The 17,847-nt window shown below is 37.0% G+C and carries 18 protein-coding genes; 4 read left to right on the forward strand and 14 right to left on the reverse strand.

The features are described 5' to 3' along the window. Positions 1-120 precede the first annotated feature (120 nt). The 3 genes from JI666_RS05035 to JI666_RS05045 all read right to left on the reverse strand — a co-directional run bounded on the left by JI666_RS05035 (position 121) and on the right by JI666_RS05045 (position 3,158). Positions 121-1,650 carry a glycine betaine uptake BCCT transporter gene (locus JI666_RS05035; RefSeq protein ID WP_206889562.1) on the reverse strand — a complete coding sequence of 510 codons (1,530 nt, stop codon included), beginning with the start codon at positions 1,648-1,650 and terminating at the stop codon, positions 121-123. A 196-nt stretch (positions 1,651-1,846) separates the two neighbouring features. Next, positions 1,847-2,602 (reverse strand): anti-sigma factor, encoded by a 756-nt coding sequence (locus JI666_RS05040; RefSeq protein ID WP_206890370.1) that lies wholly within the window; start codon positions 2,600-2,602, stop codon positions 1,847-1,849. Next, positions 2,586-3,158 carry an RNA polymerase sigma factor gene (locus tag JI666_RS05045; RefSeq protein ID WP_206889564.1) on the reverse strand — a complete coding sequence of 191 codons (573 nt, stop codon included), beginning with the start codon at positions 3,156-3,158 and terminating at the stop codon, positions 2,586-2,588. The genes JI666_RS05040 and JI666_RS05045 overlap by 17 nt, the downstream gene beginning before the upstream one ends. A gap of 336 nt (positions 3,159-3,494) precedes the next feature. On the opposite strand from JI666_RS05045, the gene fabL reads away from it, so the two are divergent. Continuing rightward, on the forward strand, positions 3,495-4,250 hold the full coding sequence (gene fabL, locus JI666_RS05050) for an enoyl-[acyl-carrier-protein] reductase FabL (protein ID WP_206889566.1): 756 nt from the start codon (positions 3,495-3,497) through the stop codon (positions 4,248-4,250). Positions 4,251-4,359: 109 nt separating this feature from the next. On the opposite strand, the gene JI666_RS05055 is transcribed toward fabL, so the two are convergent. From JI666_RS05055 to JI666_RS05065, 3 genes are all read right to left on the reverse strand, one after another. Continuing rightward, entirely contained in the window at positions 4,360-5,289 is a 930-nt protein-coding gene (locus JI666_RS05055; RefSeq protein ID WP_206889568.1) for a manganese-dependent inorganic pyrophosphatase, read from the reverse strand. A gap of 145 nt (positions 5,290-5,434) precedes the next feature. Continuing rightward, positions 5,435-6,079, reverse strand: a complete 645-nt coding sequence (locus JI666_RS05060; protein ID WP_206889570.1) for an SDR family oxidoreductase — start codon at positions 6,077-6,079, stop codon at positions 5,435-5,437. 61 nt (positions 6,080-6,140) lie between these two features. Continuing rightward, positions 6,141-7,316: an MFS transporter gene (locus JI666_RS05065; protein WP_206889573.1), complete on the reverse strand. Its 1,176-nt coding sequence runs from the start codon at positions 7,314-7,316 to the stop codon at positions 6,141-6,143. A gap of 147 nt (positions 7,317-7,463) precedes the next feature. Between JI666_RS05065 and JI666_RS05070 the strand changes: the two genes are divergently transcribed. Beyond that, the gene (locus JI666_RS05070; protein WP_206889575.1) at positions 7,464-8,222 is read left to right on the forward strand and encodes a TrmB family transcriptional regulator; all 759 of its coding nucleotides are present in this window, start codon (positions 7,464-7,466) and stop codon (positions 8,220-8,222) included. Between the two features lie 147 nt (positions 8,223-8,369). Here JI666_RS05070 and JI666_RS05075 read toward each other — a convergent pair whose 3' ends face one another. Continuing rightward, a complete protein-coding gene (locus JI666_RS05075; RefSeq protein ID WP_206889577.1) occupies positions 8,370-8,675 on the reverse strand; it encodes an AbrB/MazE/SpoVT family DNA-binding domain-containing protein in 306 nt (101 codons plus the stop codon). A gap of 345 nt (positions 8,676-9,020) precedes the next feature. Here JI666_RS05075 and JI666_RS05080 point away from each other — a divergent pair, with 345 nt between their 5' ends. Both JI666_RS05080 and JI666_RS05085 read left to right on the forward strand, forming a co-directional pair. Beyond that, entirely contained in the window at positions 9,021-9,473 is a 453-nt protein-coding gene (locus tag JI666_RS05080; RefSeq protein WP_206889579.1) for a MarR family winged helix-turn-helix transcriptional regulator, read from the forward strand. After that, complete coding sequence (locus tag JI666_RS05085) at positions 9,470-12,100, forward strand: MMPL family transporter (RefSeq protein WP_206889581.1); 2,631 nt, start codon at positions 9,470-9,472, stop codon at positions 12,098-12,100. Before JI666_RS05080 ends, JI666_RS05085 begins: the two co-directional genes overlap by 4 nt. A gap of 57 nt (positions 12,101-12,157) precedes the next feature. Here the strand turns inward: JI666_RS05085 and JI666_RS05090 are convergent, their stop codons facing one another. From JI666_RS05090 to JI666_RS21885, 7 genes are all read right to left on the reverse strand, one after another. Continuing rightward, positions 12,158-12,679 carry an RNA polymerase sigma factor gene (locus tag JI666_RS05090; RefSeq protein WP_206889583.1) on the reverse strand — a complete coding sequence of 174 codons (522 nt, stop codon included), beginning with the start codon at positions 12,677-12,679 and terminating at the stop codon, positions 12,158-12,160. An 11-nt stretch (positions 12,680-12,690) separates the two neighbouring features. After that, on the reverse strand, positions 12,691-14,715 hold the full coding sequence (locus JI666_RS05095) for a DUF6449 domain-containing protein (protein ID WP_206889585.1): 2,025 nt from the start codon (positions 14,713-14,715) through the stop codon (positions 12,691-12,693). After that, positions 14,690-15,589, reverse strand: a complete 900-nt coding sequence (locus tag JI666_RS05100; protein WP_206889587.1) for an ABC transporter ATP-binding protein — start codon at positions 15,587-15,589, stop codon at positions 14,690-14,692. Before JI666_RS05100 ends, JI666_RS05095 begins: the two co-directional genes overlap by 26 nt. Next, positions 15,582-15,959, reverse strand: coding sequence for a GntR family transcriptional regulator (locus JI666_RS05105; protein WP_206889589.1), 378 nt, complete (start codon positions 15,957-15,959; stop codon positions 15,582-15,584). The genes JI666_RS05100 and JI666_RS05105 overlap by 8 nt, the downstream gene beginning before the upstream one ends. Positions 15,960-16,288: 329 nt before the next feature. Then, a complete protein-coding gene (locus JI666_RS05110; RefSeq protein WP_206889591.1) occupies positions 16,289-16,756 on the reverse strand; it encodes a DUF4188 domain-containing protein in 468 nt (155 codons plus the stop codon). Positions 16,757-16,758: 2 nt separating this feature from the next. Next, the gene (locus tag JI666_RS05115) at positions 16,759-17,316 is read right to left on the reverse strand and encodes a PadR family transcriptional regulator (RefSeq protein ID WP_206889593.1); all 558 of its coding nucleotides are present in this window, start codon (positions 17,314-17,316) and stop codon (positions 16,759-16,761) included. A gap of 159 nt (positions 17,317-17,475) precedes the next feature. Next, a complete protein-coding gene (locus JI666_RS21885) occupies positions 17,476-17,589 on the reverse strand; it encodes a VOC family protein (RefSeq protein ID WP_349769300.1) in 114 nt (37 codons plus the stop codon). Between the last annotated feature and the right edge of the window lie 258 nt (positions 17,590-17,847).

The raw sequence follows: 17,847 nt of genomic DNA on the forward strand, positions 1-17,847 counted from the left end.
TGCCAACCTTAGCTCTCTACTTTGTGAATTCAATCGATCAAACATCACTTATCAATCAGTAATGAACGGAGATGTAATTAAAGAAACCTTTGAAGTGTGAACACTTCAAAGGTTAGTGAATTAGACAGTTTTTATTTCTTTCTTCGCTTTTGGATTCTTATCAGTACTTTTCTGCTTTCTTGGCACTTCTTCATTGAATGATTTAATCATACCCCAGCAAGTAAATAAGAGGATAATGGTTAACGGAAATGCACTGACAATGATTGCTGTCTGCATGCTTTCTAGTCCACCTGTAATCATTAATACAACGGCAGATGCTGAAAGAATGAAGCCCCAGCTAAATTTAACAAAATTAGGAGGATTCAAGCTACCATTTGTCGTCTGCATACCAAGGACAAATGTTGCAGAATCAGCAGATGTAATGAAGAAAGTTGCGATTAACAACAGAGTAATAACTGTTAGTACAATGCCGAATGGAAGCTGTTGATAAAGATAGAACAATCCAGCTTCAAGGCTTTGGCCAGCAATATCTGTTCCTTGTGTGAAATCAAAGAAAATCCCAGATCCACCAAAAACACCAAACCAAAATGCACAAACAATAGTAGGCACAACTGTAACAGCTACCATAAATTCTCTAATCGTTCTGCCTTTTGAAACCCTAGCAATGAACGTTCCTACAAATGGTGACCATGCAATCCACCAAGCCCAGTAAAAGATTGTCCAGTTTTGAATCCATGTCTCATTATCCTGATTCATTGGTGCAAGCCGCATTCCCATTGCGAAAATATTTTGCACATACTCACCAAAAGTTGTTACAAATAAATCTAGTACAAACTTGGTTGGCCCTACAATGAGGAACACAATGAGCAATAGAACGGCAAGTACCATATTCGTATTACTTAAATATTTAATGCCTTTTTTGATACCCGTTCCAGCTGAAATTGTAAAAAGAACTGTGATAATTGCAATTATAATCAATTGGACAGTAAAGTTATTCGGGATGTTCGTTAAATAACTTAATCCACCATTAATTTGTTGTGCTCCTAGACCTAGTGAAGCTGCAACTCCAAAAATCGTTGCAAATACTGCAATAACGTCTACTGTAATCCCGATTGGGCCTTTAACACGATCACCAAGTAACGGATACAGTGTTGCACTCATAAGGCCTGGCGCACCTTTTCTAAACTTATAATAAGCAAGTGCTAAAGCGATGGTTGCGTAAATAGCCCATGCATGGAATCCCCAGTGTAAGTATGTATAACGAAGGGCAAGGTGAGCTGCACCTACAGTACCTGCTTCACCATAAGGCGGGGTAGAAAAGTGGGACATTGGTTCTGATACACCAAAGAACAATAGCCCTATTCCCATCCCGGCGCTAAACAACATTGCGAACCAGGTGAGTCTGCTGTACTCAGGCTTATCGGTATCTTTACCGAGCTTAATATTTCCAAATCTGCTGAAAATTAAATAGATAGCAAAGACTAGAAAGAACGTTGCTGCTAGTTGATAGAACCAACCGAACTTATTAAGAAAGAAATTCTGAGACACCGTCATAACCTGGTCGAGATTGCCAGGCATGATTACTCCCCAACCTACGAAGACAATCGCAATTGCGATGCCTATCCAATATACTTTTGTAACTTTCCCCATTCTATTCACTCCCATTTCTATTATGTGGTCGATAAAAATATTTCAAAATAACAACCACATAGTTATTAATCATAATCAAACTACGCCATATTATCAAATTTTTAGAAGAATTTAGTATAATATACCCCGTACTCGTTTACTACAAACCGTAACATCAATAAATAAAAAGCAGAGACACTAATGCCTCTGCTCTCTCTTATAAACCTGAACTTAATACAACTTTTCCTTTTGGTGTTTGACTCGTATCATCAGGTTCTAGCGTGATGGCAACTGCATCCCACTTGTGCTCACCGTCATAATCAACCTGATAGGTAACTTCACCACTACCCTGCTGATTTGGTTTAAAGGATCCAGCTCGATAAGGTGTGTCGCCTTCTAGCAACCAGACTTGATAAACCTGATCTCCATCTACATCAGCAACATCATTTACTTGAACAATGAGATTCATTTGTCCATCTTCATTCATAAGTGCTGCTGAACCTCTAGATGCTTCTGTCTCAGAAGGCTGAAGCTGGACGGCTTTTATAAGGGAAGCAATCTCCGCGGTCTGCTCAGGGTTACTTTCATTCATATAATTATATACATTTCCAGCTAAGGAAAGAAAAAGCGCCGCTGCAAGGGCTGGTGCAACCCATTTTCTTTGTCCAGTTTTTCTTTCAGACTTAAGGTCAGTAACATTATTCTGTTTTGCAGAATCATGATCTTCAGTAAGATCCAATTTGGTATCATCACTATCATGTTCAAACACGCTTGATAATATACGGTCCTTCATCCCAGTAGCCGGTTCTTCCGGTATAGAAAGATAAGGAAGGTCACCTGTCAATTCTTCCAGCTCCTTTAACTCCTCTCTGCACTCTTCACATGATTCGAGGTGAGCTTCGAACTGCACTTTTTCAGCTTCTGCTAGAGTTCCGTTGAAGTAGTCAAGTAGCTGTTCACAATTTGCTTTCATCTGAGACCCCTCCTTTCTCACCGAGACTGGTTTTTAAATGCTTTAACGCAAGCCGAATTCGGCCTTTTACAGTACCCAGTGGGAGGTCGAACTCTTCAGAGATTTTTTTATGTGTCATCCCTTTAAAGTAAAACATTTCAATAATTTTTTGCTGTTCTTCTTTTAACTTGGAAACAGCCGTACGAAGGACCTGGCCTCTCTCTTTCCAAACTACTTGATCTTCTACAGAATTTTCGTCACTACGAAGAGAATCTCGCTCGTCTAATTCAAAATTAGGCTCTGTTGGTTGCTTCCTTAGAACATCAATTGCTGTATGACGTGTCATTGTTAGAAGCCAGGAAGAGAATTTTCCTTTATCGTCACTATACAGCGCCTTTCCTTTCCAGAGCTTAATGAACACTTCTTGCATCACTTCTTCAGCAAGTCCCCCATCCTTCACAATACGATACGAGAACGAATATAACAGCTTCTCATATCGATCGTAAAGGAGTGAGAGAGCTTCTTTATCCTTTGCCTGGACCTTTCTATACAGGTCGGCATCGTTAAGTTCTCTCATACCATTCTCCTTTTCATCATAACTGGCGCCAGGTTGAAGAGGCAGAAAGCTTATGTATAGCTAACGTTAGACAGTCTGATTTGGATGTGTTTTCATGTAAATTAGTTTCTTCTGCTTGAAAAAAGCCCATCCAATAGGAAGGACTTACGCTACTTTTAAGTTCTTGTCTATATATAAGCTATAGTATAGCATAATTATGATATTTCATAATGAATAGACACTGGTTTTTACTCTGTAAATTGGTTTTGGTTTAAATACGTTTGTTCTGACAAACTTTTCATGAGTCTTTCGTTCCTGTATGATAAGAATGATTAGAATTAGAAGAGGTGAGTAACTATGACTAATAAAGTAGCTTTAATTACAGGTGGTACTCGGGGAATCGGTAAAGCAATTGCTTATAAATTTGCGTCTGAAGGATATAACCTTGTACTAAATTTCATGAGAAAAAAGAAGGATGCAGAACAAACGAAACAGGAACTTGAAGAGGCCTTCGGAATTACCGTACATATTGTGAAAGCAAACGTAGGTGAAGTTAAGCAAATCACCTCCCTTTTTCAAGAAACAGAAGAAACGTTCGGAAGACTTGATGTCTTTATCAATAATGCAGCATCAGGCGTTCTAAGACCACTAATGGAAATTGAGGAAAGCCATTGGGATTGGACTCAGAACATTAATGCAAAAGCTTATTTATTTGCCGCACAGGAAGCTGCTCGAATTATGGAGAAGAATGGTGGCGGCTCCATTGTTGCACTATCCAGTCTTGGTTCAATAAGAGCTCTTCCTAACTATGTTGCAGTAGGTGTATCAAAAGCTTCTGTAGAAGCTATAACGAGGTACCTTGCTGTTGAACTCTCTCCGAAAGGAATTGTTGTTAATGCTGTATCAGGGGGAGCAGTAGACACTGACGCTCTGAAACACTTCCCAAACAGGGAAGAATTACTTGAATCTGCTAAAAAGCGAAACCCAGCTGGTCGTCTAGTTGAACCTAATGATATGGCAGATACTACTTACTTCTTAACAACACCTGCAGCTAGAATGATTAGAGGACAAACGATTATTGTAGATGGTGGATTGTCATTACTTGGTGAATAATGAATTCATGATAGATGTCTAAGATGAGACATTATTATTAGTACAATTTCATAGATCAAAAAAATGCCCTGAGAGATTCTTTGAGTAAATCTCTCAGGGCATTAATTTTTTAGGATGTGAAAGTTTCTGTTAAAACCGGTACGATTTGTTTCTTACGAGAAACTACCCCTTCTAAGACAGCAAGATTCTCAATAAGTTCAACATCAAATGCTTTCTCAACATGATTTGCATGTTTTCCAAGAGCGAGTGCAGTTGAATTATTAGTCAGAATATCTGTTACAACTAAAAGGAATAAGTCAAGTTCCTTCGCTTCGATTGCTTGTCTCATTTCATCTTCTACCGCAGCTTTACGTGCAAGGACATCAAGTGTATCCACTACATTTACTTGGGCAACTTCTACTTTAGCATCTCCCATACCAAATTCTTTCGCATCAAGTGAAATTAGTTCGGCTGGGGTTTTACTACTCATATCTGCACCAGCTTTTAACATTTCAAGACCGTATGTTTCTGCGTCTACTCCTGCGATTTCTGCAAGTTCACGAGCAGCAGCCACATCTTCCTCTGTGCAAGTAGGTGATTTGAAAAGAAGAGAATCTGAAATAATGGCAGAAAGCATTAGTCCTGCAATACTTTTGTCAATTTGGATATTCTGTTCTTTATACAATTTATTCAGAATCGTAGCTGTGCAACCAACCGGCTCAGCTCTGTAATAAACAGGATCAGCAGTTTCAAAGTTTGCAATTCGATGGTGATCAATAACTTCAAGAATGCGAACATTTTCGATATCTTCTGCACTCTGTTGACGTTCATTATGATCGACTAAGATCACACTGCTCGCTTCATTTGATACTGTTTGAACCATTCTTGGTGCTTCAACATTAAATTGATCTAGAGCATATTGTGTTTCGCCATTTACAGCGCCTAAACGAACTGGTTCAACGTTCATGCCAAGTTTTCTCTTTAGATCTGCATACACAAGAGCAGAAGTGATCGTATCTGTGTCGGGGTTTTTATGTCCAAATATCAATACTTTTTCCATTGGTCGACTCCTTTAATATCCAAAAATTTATGTACTCATTACATATTGTAAAGTTGTCTTGCGTTAAACTCAACATCAATTGCCAAACTCTTAACAAGAAAAGTAAGGAAACCGATTCTCTTCAAAAAGAAAATCGGTTTAAAATTTATAGAGATGCTATCGCACTTTCAATTGAATGTTCTCCTGAAATCAAATCAAATGAGCGTCCAATTGTTTTTTCGTTTGTTAACGAAGCAACAATTACTTTGGCTACATCTTCACGAGAAACTGAACCACGCTTAAGATTTTCTGCGATTGATACTTGCCCAGTTCCTTCTTCATTCAGCAACCCACCTGGTCGAACGATTGTGTAATCAAGAGAACTCTGTTTAAGCATTTTGTCTGCATAATGTTTCGCTGCATAGTACGGCATTAAAGCCTCGCTCCAGTTCTCCCGATTATGAGCTTGATGTGCACTGACCATTATATAGCGTTTAATGCCAAGTTTCTCTGCTGCTTCTATTGTTTTAATCGCACCATCTAAATCAACAAGAAGCGTTTTATCAGAACCAGTACTTCCGCCGGATCCTGCTGCAAAGACGATTGCATCGCTTCCTTCCATAGCAGATGAAAGTGTATCTACAGAATCTTCCAGACTTGCTACAACTGATTTAATTCCTTTATCGGTTAATTCAGTAGCTTGTTCTTCTTTCCGAACAAGCGCCTTAACAGAATGCTCTTTGCTATCCTGAAGTAGATTTACGATTTGATGACCAACTTGTCCGTTCGCTCCAATAACTAGTACGTTCATTAGTAAGCTCTCCCTCCGTATTATCTAACCTTATTATTTCAAACACATATTTTCATCGCAACTAGCCTGCTCGGTGCTTTATCGATGAAGCAATTTGTTTCTTGTCTCTGGTCATGGAAAATACAGCTGTTGCTAGAGCAAGTATAATGAACATGCCTCCAACTGTTGCATTCATTTCAACTGTGCCTTTATCAATTACGAAAGCGCCAACTGAAGAACCAAGTGCAATCCCAAGATGCAGTGCTGAGTTATTTAAGCTTTGCTGAATATCAGAAGTCTCAGGTGCAAGTTCGATTAAATAACTCTGCTGTGCTGGAGTTATCCCCCAGCTTATCATGCTCCAAATCACCATAACGATGATAAATAACGGAAATGAAAATGTTGTATAAGGAATAACAAACATTGACACACCGAAAAGCATAATTGAGATTATAATGGTTGGCCTAGTTCCAAAACGGTCTGAAGCTATACCACCAAGACCCCCACCAGCTACTGCTGCAAAGCCAAAGATCAGATAAACAATACTTACCCAATTTCCATCTAATCCAAGCGTCGATTTTAAAAAAGGAGTAAGGTAGCCATACAGTGCTAAATGACCAGTCAAAAATAGAAACGAAGTTAATTGTGCAGTAAATATACGATTATCTTTTAACGTTTGAAGTTGTTTTTTAATTGGTATCGCAGGTTTAGGTTGAATTCTTTCCATAAAGAAATAAACGCCTGCCATTGATAATAAAGTTAAAACGATAATAAGGACGAATGGCGCTCTCCAACCGAAAGTATTTCCTAACATTAATCCGATCGGTACTCCAAGAACAAGGGATGCACTAATCCCCATAAAAACAACACCAATAGCTCTCGCTCTGTATTCAGTTTTTACAATATTTGATGCGATCGTCACGCATAACACAACAAGTAATGAACCACTTGCTGCAGAAATAATCCTTGCTAACATTAAGGTACTAAATGAAGTACTCAATACAGCAACTATATTTCCAAATAAAAAGACAACCAGCGAAAGAAGGGTCAACTTTTTGCGCTCAATTTTAGCAGTTAGCGAAAGCAATACTGGCCCCATCAATGCGAATACAATTGAAAATACACTAATTAATAAACCGGTTCTTCCAAGACTTATTTCAAGGTCTTCTGCGACTAAATCCAGAATGCCACCTATTATTAATTCCACCATTCCAACTACAAACGATACAATTGTCAGTAAGTAAACGCGTTTGTTCAATCTTTTCGCCTCTTTTCTATTATGTTACCACTAAAAGGGTAACTCTTTTTTATTAAGAAGGCAACAGGAAAAGATTGAGCTCTTACGACTAACAAAGTGATGTGCTATGATAAAGTAAAGATGAAATCAGGCAAGGAGAATGGAAATATGCTACAGCAATTTGGATTTACTCAGTATGAAAGTCAGGTGTATGAAGCTCTTATTACAATTGATGAAGCACTTGACGCCACAGCTATCGTAAAGCGTTCTAGTGTGCCGCGTTCTAAAGTTTATGATGTTCTTCGTCAATTGAGCGAAAAAGGGATGGTTCTTGAATCAACAGTTGAGAAAAAACGGCTTTATACCCCACTTCCACTTGAATTAGCAATTTCGAAATTACGTCGTGATTTTAATGATAATATTACTCAGTTGAAATCCATTCAAGCTCGTAACAAGCCGGCGGATGACCGTGTTTGGACGCTTAAAGATGACCAATCCATTCACTCCCTCGTATCCGCGATACTAAATCAAGCAAGCTCCTCAATTGTTTTCTCAGGTTGGGCAGATGATATTGAACAACATAATGCATTACTTGAGAGCAAAGAAACCAATGGCGTCTCAGTTGAAATTCACACCATAGGTGAACTGAACACAAAGATTAAAAACGTAACAACACTCATACCTGATTTAGAACACCAGAGCCTAGAACGGAGTCGTATTGTGATCATAGATAAGGAAGAAGTTCTATTTGCGGGAATAGAAGAAACAAGCTGGCAAGCTATCCATACGAAGTCCCGTCCACTTGTAACATTTTTTACGGAATTCTTCTATCATGATGTTGCTTTAACTGAAATCACACAAAAATTCGGTAGCATGATGATGAATGATTCTGAGATCAGAAATGTATTGCTCAAATTACGTTATTAACAAATTAGCCTTTATTAGAAACCCCCAAACCCTTCCATATAACGAACATCATCTTACTACTCTCTTATAAAGCTTCTATACTCCCCTATGTTTCTTAAATCAAAAAAACACCCGCTCCAGATTTCCTGGACGGATGTGCATTAACTACTATTCTGCCTTTTGCATCTCTTTCGAATTAACTCCCAATTTCATCTCAAGCTCTTGCTTCATAATTGCCATACCCTCTGGACTTAGAATAATGTTTCCATTTCCAAACACCATGTTTTCATTGAAAACTTCTCCGGTAATCATACAGGCCATATCTGCCTGATATTTTTGCAAAATGATTTTATTTTCGCTCGTAAATATTTCAATTGGATCTTTCACCTGAATATCAAGTGTACGTCTAAGTTCTTTTGGAATGACAATTCGGCCTAGCTCATCGATTTTCCTAACTACACCAGTGCTCTTCATGCTCATTCCTCCCTTTCGTTTTAAAGAACGAGTATCGGTTTATTTAATCATAATACCAATGCTTCTATTTAGCAATGGAAAAGTTCCAAAATTCTGTAAATTTACATTTAATATCTATTTAGAACCTTTTTCAATTTGAAATAACTCATCCCTGCCTACTAGAATTCGAGAATGAAAAGGTAACAAAATTAATTCTTATAATAGATCCTGCTTTTTATTCACTTAATCAAGTAGATAAATCAAATTATTAAAATTCGTTAAAACTAGTAATTTATAGTTTAATCTCACAAAGTTTAGGGGATAAACCAATATTGTTTAGAGGGTAAACTAAAGGAGGTTGAATGGATGAATCAGAAATTATGTGAAGCCGTTGCGTTATTTGAAGAAGTGATTATGTATGGAACCGAACGTGTTATTCGGTCATTTGAGCATCAAATATTTGAAGAATATTCATCTGAACAACTTCAGATGCTTCAAATCATTTCCAAGTCTGTGCATATTTCTCCTGGAAAATTAGCTTCACTTCAAGGTGTCCACAAAAGTGCGATTTCAAATCGTTTTAAAAAGTTAGAAACAAAAGGCCTTGTTACGACAGTTGACTCAGAGGACGATCTAAGAGGAAAATCAATTGCTCTGACTGATAAAGGTCATGAAGTCGTTACGTTGTTTAATGAAGTAATCTATGAGCACGTAGAGAAAATTGTGTTAGACGACTTTCAAGAATCAGAAATAGATGATTTTCTACGTATCTTTAGAAAACTGAGCACTATTCTTAAAACAGAAGGAGACAAAAAATGAGACAACTATTAAAATTTAAATGGCCGATCGTAATTGTTTTAATTGCCACCACAACTGTGCTATTTTTTCTTTCACCAAACCTCTCACAGCAAGCAGAAGATGCAGGTACATTTCAGCTCCCAGAAAGTTCCGATTCAAAACTTGCAGCTGACATCCTTGAAGAGGCTGGGGCTGGTGATGAAACGATTTCGGTGGTCTTTACATATGAGGATTCCGTTGATGAACAAACCCAAAAAGATATTTCATCTATTGCAAAAGAAATTGAACAGGAAGATTCAAGCATTACGAATGTTATTGATCCTTTTGAGAGTGACGAAACGGCGGATCAGCTCGTGTCTGAAGACAAACAGACTGTTCTTTTACCAATCACAGTTGATGGGACTAACGATGAAGTTAATGAACTAGCAAAGCATATACGCGAGGATATTATTCCAGACGATACAACAGCATATTTGACTGGAGAAGCAATTATTAATCATGATGTGAATGAAAGTGCACAGAACGGACTTGAGAAAACTGAACTTATTACCGTTGTTCTAATATTCGTCCTTCTGCTTGTTGTATTCCGATCAATTACAACACCATTTATCCCTCTCATTGCCGTAGGGATTACTTATTTACTTAGTCAATCAATTGTTGCCTATCTAATTGATTGGTTCGGCTTCCCCGTTTCCAATTACACTCAAATCTTTCTCGTTGCTGTATTATTTGGGATAGGAACAGACTATTGTATCCTCCTTTTAAGCAGATATAAGGAAGAATTGATGCAGGGTTATAAAGTTGAAGACGCAATCGTTAACACATACAAGACAGCAGGTCGTACATTGTTAATTAGTGGATTAGCGGTGTTTATCGGCTTTACAGCAATTGGGTTTGCAGAATTCCCCATCTTTAAATCTGCTGTTGCAGTAGCAGTAGGTATCGCTATACTAATCATTGTCTTATTTACTCTCGTACCATTTTTCATGGCATTGTTAAATGACAAGCTATTCTGGCCATCCAAAACATCAATCTCACACAAAGATAGTAAAGTTTGGACTGCTTTTGGCCGGTTTTCCATTAACAAGCCAATTTGGTCAATGATCCTTGTTACAGTCATTATGGTTCCACTACTTTTCACTTACGATGATCAACTCTCATTTAATACCGTTAATGAAATTGGTCAGGACTATGAATCTGTTAAAGGACTTGATGCGATAGAAGAAGGATTTGGCAAGGGGGATTCTCTTCCTATTAAAGTTATTATTCAGAAGGATAAAGAGATTGTGACGAAGGAATACCTCCCTTATATTGAAACAATTAGCAAAGAAATTGGGAAGAACAACAACGTTGACTCAGTGAGATCCATTACGAGACCAGCTGGTGAGATCATTGATGATCTTTATGTTGACTCTCAGCTTTCTCAAGTTGGAAATGGATTAAATGAGGCAACTAATGGGATTAATGATGTTCAAGATGGATTAACAGAGGTACAAAAAGGACTTCAAGATATTAATGGACAGATTCCATCAGATGAAAATACAAGTGGACTTGAGGAGACAGTAAATGGACTTGGTCAAATCAATAACCAGCTCGGCTCCATTTCACAAAGTCTTCAGCAAACACAAAATATTAATAGGGCTTCTCAACAACTTGGCCAAGTCCAAGAACAGTTAAAGCAAATTCAACAAGGGCTTTCTGAAGCAGGACAGGCTTCGGAACTAAGTGGTGGAATTTCTCAGCTATCAGAAGGTGTTGGATCTTCAATTGATGGGTTGAAAGAAATAAATAAAGGACTGAAAGACGCGGCAGATCTCGTTAGTGAAATGGGTGAGTCTCAATCCCTGCGTGACACAAGTGTATTCATTCCTAATGGCACACTTGAGAATAAAGACTTTGAACCTGCTATTGAGAGATATGCTTTTGACGACCGGAAAGCTGTTATGTTAGAAGTCGTTTTAAAAGATGACCCCTATTCAGCTGAAGCAATAAATTCAGTTCAAGAAATAAAAGATACTGTATCAAGTACAATTAATGGAACACCGCTTGAAGATGCTACTGTTGCTTATGGTGGTGTATCAAGTATTAATAACGACTTATCTGATATATCAACAAGTGACTTTACACGAACGGTAATCATCATGCTTGTCGGATTATTTATTATCTTAACGATACTTTTCCGCTCCATGATAATGCCGATTGTTATGATTGGATCACTTCTGTTAACGTATTATACTTCTATGGCTATTTCAGAGCTGATCTTTATCAATCTAATGGGATACGATGGAATCATATGGGCAGTACCATTCTTTGGTTTCGTCATGCTCATTGCGCTAGGAGTGGATTACTCAATTTTCTTATTGGACCGTTTTAAAGAAGAAGCCTCCATTGGGATTAACGAAGCAATGCATCACTCGATGGCAAAAATGGGTACCGTTGTTATCACTGCAGCAATTATTCTTGCAGGAACGTTTGGCGCTATGATGCCTTCTGGAGTACTCAGCTTAATGCAAATTGCTACCATTGTTATTACAGGCCTACTTCTATATGGACTAATTGTCCTTCCGCTCCTCATTCCAGCGATTACCGTTTCATTTGGCAAAGGAATTTGGTGGCCATTTAAACAAAATCAGTCAAATAAATCTTAGTAGCAGAAAAATTGCTAGAGGTAATATGAAAAGGTGTTCCAATTGGAACACCTTTTTTCATGCTGTATCATGATGTTGAAATTCATCAACTATCTTGCTTTTCATCACGATCCGCGCTCTGTGTATACGCGATTTAACTGCTCCAGGTGATAATTTAAGTTTACACGCAATCTCTTTTTCTTTCAGTTGATGGTGATAGTACAACCGAAAGACTGATCGAAGTTTTGGTGATAACGTGCTTATTAAATCACCTATCCCTTCCTCTAATTGAGCGTTTTCACATTCCTTCTCTACAGTAGAGTCTAGCGGTAGATCTGTTAACTGTGGGTAAATGTCTATAGATACTAAAACAACTTTTTTCTGTTTTCTTAGTAAATCAATTGCTTTACGAGTAGCTACAGTCGACAACCATGAACCAACTTTTGCTTCGTTTTCGATCTCCATTAGTTTATCAAAAGCGGTGATAAACGTTTCTTGAAGCACATCTTCTGCAAGACCATGATCTTTTGTTACCTTAATTGCACTGAAGTAAACACGCTTATAGTGTTGGTTATATAAATCATGAAACGTTATTTCCATAAGCTATAACCTCACTTTACATCTTGGAAGTAGTCTTTAATAAAATCAGGCGCGTCCTCTTTGTTAAATGATAATACATCAAAGAAATCCTTCCCTTCATCATAATGAATACCAATTACGTACCTACCATCGCTTGCATTCCGCTCACCCTTCAACGCTTCCTCAATTTGTTTATCATCGGTTATTGTCAAATGTCTTTCCGTTACAGCCGATAAATCTCCATTCATCATTTGATGATACACATCTTCCGGATACTGACTTTGACCAATTTCCATAGAATAGACATTCAGATGATCGATTTCATCAATATTTAGGAACGCTTTATCATATAGATTTACTTCTTTTAACCATTTAGTAGTGTTCTTATAAGAAGTCGGAATCATCATATTGCGATGATAAGTGTATTCTTCACTTTCTGTTTCATTATCTAATGTTACTAAAACGTACGATTGTAAGCCTACGGGACTCATCATCTCTTCGAATGAAAGAGCATTAATATCCGATTCCATATGAGTGAAGAATTCATTGATCTTCTTAGGATCAACAATGACCGCTTCTGTATCATCTGGCCCCTGTGGACGAATGCTTACTTTCTCAACTCTTAATCGATCAAGATTCATAGTAGGGTAAGCTATTTTTTTAAATTCTTCTGTTTCCCATACTTCTTTAAGTTCTGAGTTTACATCTTTAGGATTAATTTGGTATGTCCGCTGAACCTCTTCTCCATTCTTCATTTTGTATGAAATAAAATATTGCCTTCCACTTCTATTCAATGGATCTCCTTGTCGAATAAATTCTTTATGCAATGTGCGTATCGCATTAATTGTGTCTTCCGATCGAATGAAAGAGACTGTTTTATTATTTAACATTGCATCTTCATATTCGTAATAAGTATCTCCTATATAAACATGTTCAACTTCGTTTAATGCAGGAACATAGCTTTCATATTTTTGCCAGAATACCGGAATAATTGAAGCTATTAAACTAGCAGCGACCCCATAAACTAGAATCCCCTTTGCATGTTCGAATGTGAAAACACGCCAGGTTTTTGCAATCAGCATAGACGCTAACAAGTAGCCAATAATAATACCAAGTAAATAGCCCACTACAATCCACGTTATCGATGATTGTGTCTCACCAAAATACATCCCCACAAACAATGCGAAGCAAAGTGTCATACTGAACTTCAAAACGGGTTTTAGCGAATGTAATGCTATCGCCTGCGTAGCTGATTCAAGTGGTCGTTTCTGATAAATTAACCTTGCAATAAAATAAAGTAGAATCGAAATAACAAAATAAATAGCTAACGATAGGTAGTTAACTCTTAGGATTTCTTCTTGACCTGGGAATTGATTCGTTTCTAATACATCAGTAATAGGAGAAAAATACTCAAATGTTTGATTCAAATGATTCAATTCTGCATAACCAGATATAAAAAAGCTAACATGGAACGTAATTAGAGCATATATACCTGCTGGAAAAAGTAGGAGTATATAAGTCAGCACTCCCTGAACAGCCGATAATCCAGTTAGTGTTCCAACGAAAACGCCTGTTATGAACGTAAGCAAAGTAACAACCACCATCAATAGCATCCAGTATCCTAAATCTCCAAGTGTATAGAAGTTTGATACATCGACAAATATGTAGAACATAAACATGATAATACTTATAATTACTATCGGAATAACTAATAAGAATATTCCAGAACCTACTTGGTGTCGGTAAAGAGCTTCGCGACGTATTGGTAAGCTATGCATAAAGTCAGATGAAGCATTCACATGCATATACCGAAGCAAGAAGACCGCCATCAGAACGGGTGTGATAAACAAGAAAAGAGCTTGAAACTCAAAGATGAAAGTATGATCGAAAAGGCCTGCAACGTTTGAACTTATACCATAATCGTTACTTAACGCCATCGCTAGTTGTAAAGGCAACGTGAATAAAAGGCCAACCAAATATAAAATACTGATCCACCCTACATTTCTAAAGTTCTGTTTGAATAATTCCTTTCTAAACGAGGACGTTATCGATGGCATACCCTACACCTCCCATTTCGTAAATAAATATCTCTTCTAACGTTAGTTGCAAACGATCAAAAACGATTGGAGAATACTTTTGAATTTCGGTAATCACTTTCTGTTCCTCCCCTTTCACAATCATTAGAAGGACACTACCTCTTTTCTCCTGATGTAAAATAGTTAAATTACTTTCTAAGAGTTTCTCATCCTCTTCTTTAAACGCTACTTGAACTTTATGCACGTCAGCTTTTAATTCATCCAGATCGCGTTCAAGTAGAATTCTACCATCATGTAAAATCCCAACATGGTCACAAATATCCTCTACTTCACGCAAGTTATGAGATGAGATCAACACAGTCATTTCACGATCAGCTACATCCTGAATGATTAAGCTTCTCACTTTCTTTCTCATTACTGCATCTAATCCATCAAAAGGTTCATCAAGAATCAGAACATCTGGCTTAATAGACAAGGACAACCAGAAGGCGACTTGTCTTTGCATTCCTTTTGAAAACTGACTTATTTTTTTATTTTCATCCAAATTAAACGATTCCTGCAGCTTTACATAATGATCCTCATCCCAGCCCTCATATAAATCCCGATAGTAATTCGCCATCTGCCTTACTGTATATTGTGGTAAGTAATAAGGAGCATCTGGAACAAAAACTATTCTTTTTTTAATTGAAACATTTTCGAAGACGCTTTCTTCTAGTACATGAAGTTGACCATCATCTGGTTTAAGAATACCAGCTATGATGCGCATCAACGTTGTTTTCCCAGCTCCATTCGATCCTAGCAATCCATAAATTGAACCTTGAGCAACAGTAAAGCTCACATCGTTTAGAATCTTATTTTTATCAAAGATTTTATGTATTCCTCTTACGTTAATCATCCTGTCTCCCTCCATCTATTTCATTAATAAGCAACTCAATTTCTTCAGCTGTCATACCAAGATAAATAGCCTCTGCTAGTAACTTCTTCAATTGCTCTCGCACTTTCTTCAACTCCTCTACATTCTCCAATTTTTTCGATGGATGAACGAAGCTTCCTTTTCCTTTCACAGAATAGATATATCCTTGAGACTCTAGCTCTCTATATGCTTTTTGTATTGTATTGGGGTTAATCGTTAGCTGATGGGCAAGTTCTCGGACAGAAGGAAGTTTTTGATCATCTTTAAGGACATCTTTAATAATGAGTTGTTTCACTTTATCTACTAATTGTACGTAGATGGCCTTTCGACTTCTAAAATCCAATTCAAACATTACTTCACCTCCATATATCACGTCATTCATCTGTATTAACTGTATTAATATATATAGTACAGTATTAGTATATCCAATATAGTATAGTTTGAGAAGAGTTTTTTGAAAAATGGGTGAGACGTTTACAAAAAAAGACTCTTTTCTAAAAGATTGTTGTTTTTGAAACAGTTTTAAAAACAACACTTTGCAAATTGGAGCGGAAATTAACCACTAATCTAATAGCCACAATGTCTACGAAATGAGCCATTAAAAAAAGCCGTACCACGAATTATCTCTACGCATGATACGGTCTTCTTATATTCACTTATTTTTTCTGAAATTCATACTTGTTATTTGCTCAGTCGTTGCTTTGCAGTACTTGTTACTGGAATAACCGCAGTATGATTTATTGCTTTCGCTAAACCAAATTTAGGCATATTACCATAGAGGGTCTCAAAATTGTGACCTGAAATGGTATACGTTTCATGATATATTCCAACAGATGAGTTGTTTCCGACTCTTTTATTGAAATCACCCCAAGCTTTTAAATGTTTTGCACTTCTCGCATAAGAAAGCAAGTCATCTTCAGAACGCCAATATTGAATCATAAGGGTAGTACGTAAACTAAAAAAATTCTCCAAAGATAAACAGCCAAGATCCTTATTCACATAAAGTTCCTTTATCATAGGAGGCATTGCTAACAAAACCGGTAGCCATTTGTGGATGGCCCACCATTTATTAATTCGCATTCCTATTATAAAAACTGTGAACTTATCCTCACTCTCGACTGTAAACCTTCCTGGAAAAATTTTAGTCACCGTTATTCCTCCTTTTGATTTCTTAATTTACTCTTTGAATCCTCACACCAATCGATTGCTGCACTTGTCGTTACTAACCCATAGTCTAAAGTTAAAATCCAAAAGACCGAATCCAATTCATCATTTAATTCGTTAGTGATCATATCTTTAATTCCCAAATACGTATTGTACCTTTCTAGAAGCTTGTTTTGCTGTTGATTTAAAAGTTCAATAGAGTGTTCGACATCCTGATGGCGACTGAAAAAAAGCTTAAGTAGTAACTCGTTTTTTTCTATTGGGATTTCCTGCAATGGCTTTTGTAGCCAAGATTGGAGTTCGTGCTCACCTTCAGCTGTTATGCTGTATTCTTTTTTGTCAGGTTTATCTTCTTGTTTAGCAACTCGAACCGAAGCATATCCTTCTTCAACCAAATTTTTAAGAATCGGGTAGATTTGACCATAACTAATTTTCCAGAAATGATTTAGACTTCTATCAATCATTTGTTTAATCGAGTAACCTGTCGTGCAATCAGTTGTTAGCAATCCTAAAATTGCATATTTTGTATTATTTTCCTTATTCAACTCTTCATCACCTATATCTTTTTGATATATATCCTTCAGATATAAGATAACACAATTTTTAGACAAAAGATAGAAAAAAGACAATTATCTTTTTTGCAGATAACTGTCTTTTAATACTTTAAATTAATTAACATAGTATCGATCGTTGTAGACCACCGGTTAGTGACTCAGAATATTAATAAGTTTTCCAAATGGATCTTTTACATAGAAACGTTTAACATCCCACGGCTCTTCTGTTGGCCCATACTCTATAGGAATACCAGCTTTTCTCACTCGGATCAAGGCTTCTTCAAGGTCATCTACCTCAATTGATAAATCAGGAATTGGTGTATCGAAACCTCCCTGTGTCGCAATGCTAATTTGTATAGTTGATTTTTCCTTTATAATTCATTAGTTAATCAAGTACCAAAATGTCTTTGTAGAAGAATGTTGCTTTTGAAATATCGTTTGTTTCAATATTTGCAACGATTCTTTGACGTTCATTTTACCTCACTCCTTTAATCATTTTCTTCACAACCAATTAATGATTTC

The sequence above is a fragment of the Bacillus sp. NTK071 genome (assembly GCF_017303315.1).
In the GTDB taxonomy this organism is placed as follows: domain Bacteria; phylum Bacillota; class Bacilli; order Bacillales; family Guptibacillaceae; genus Guptibacillus.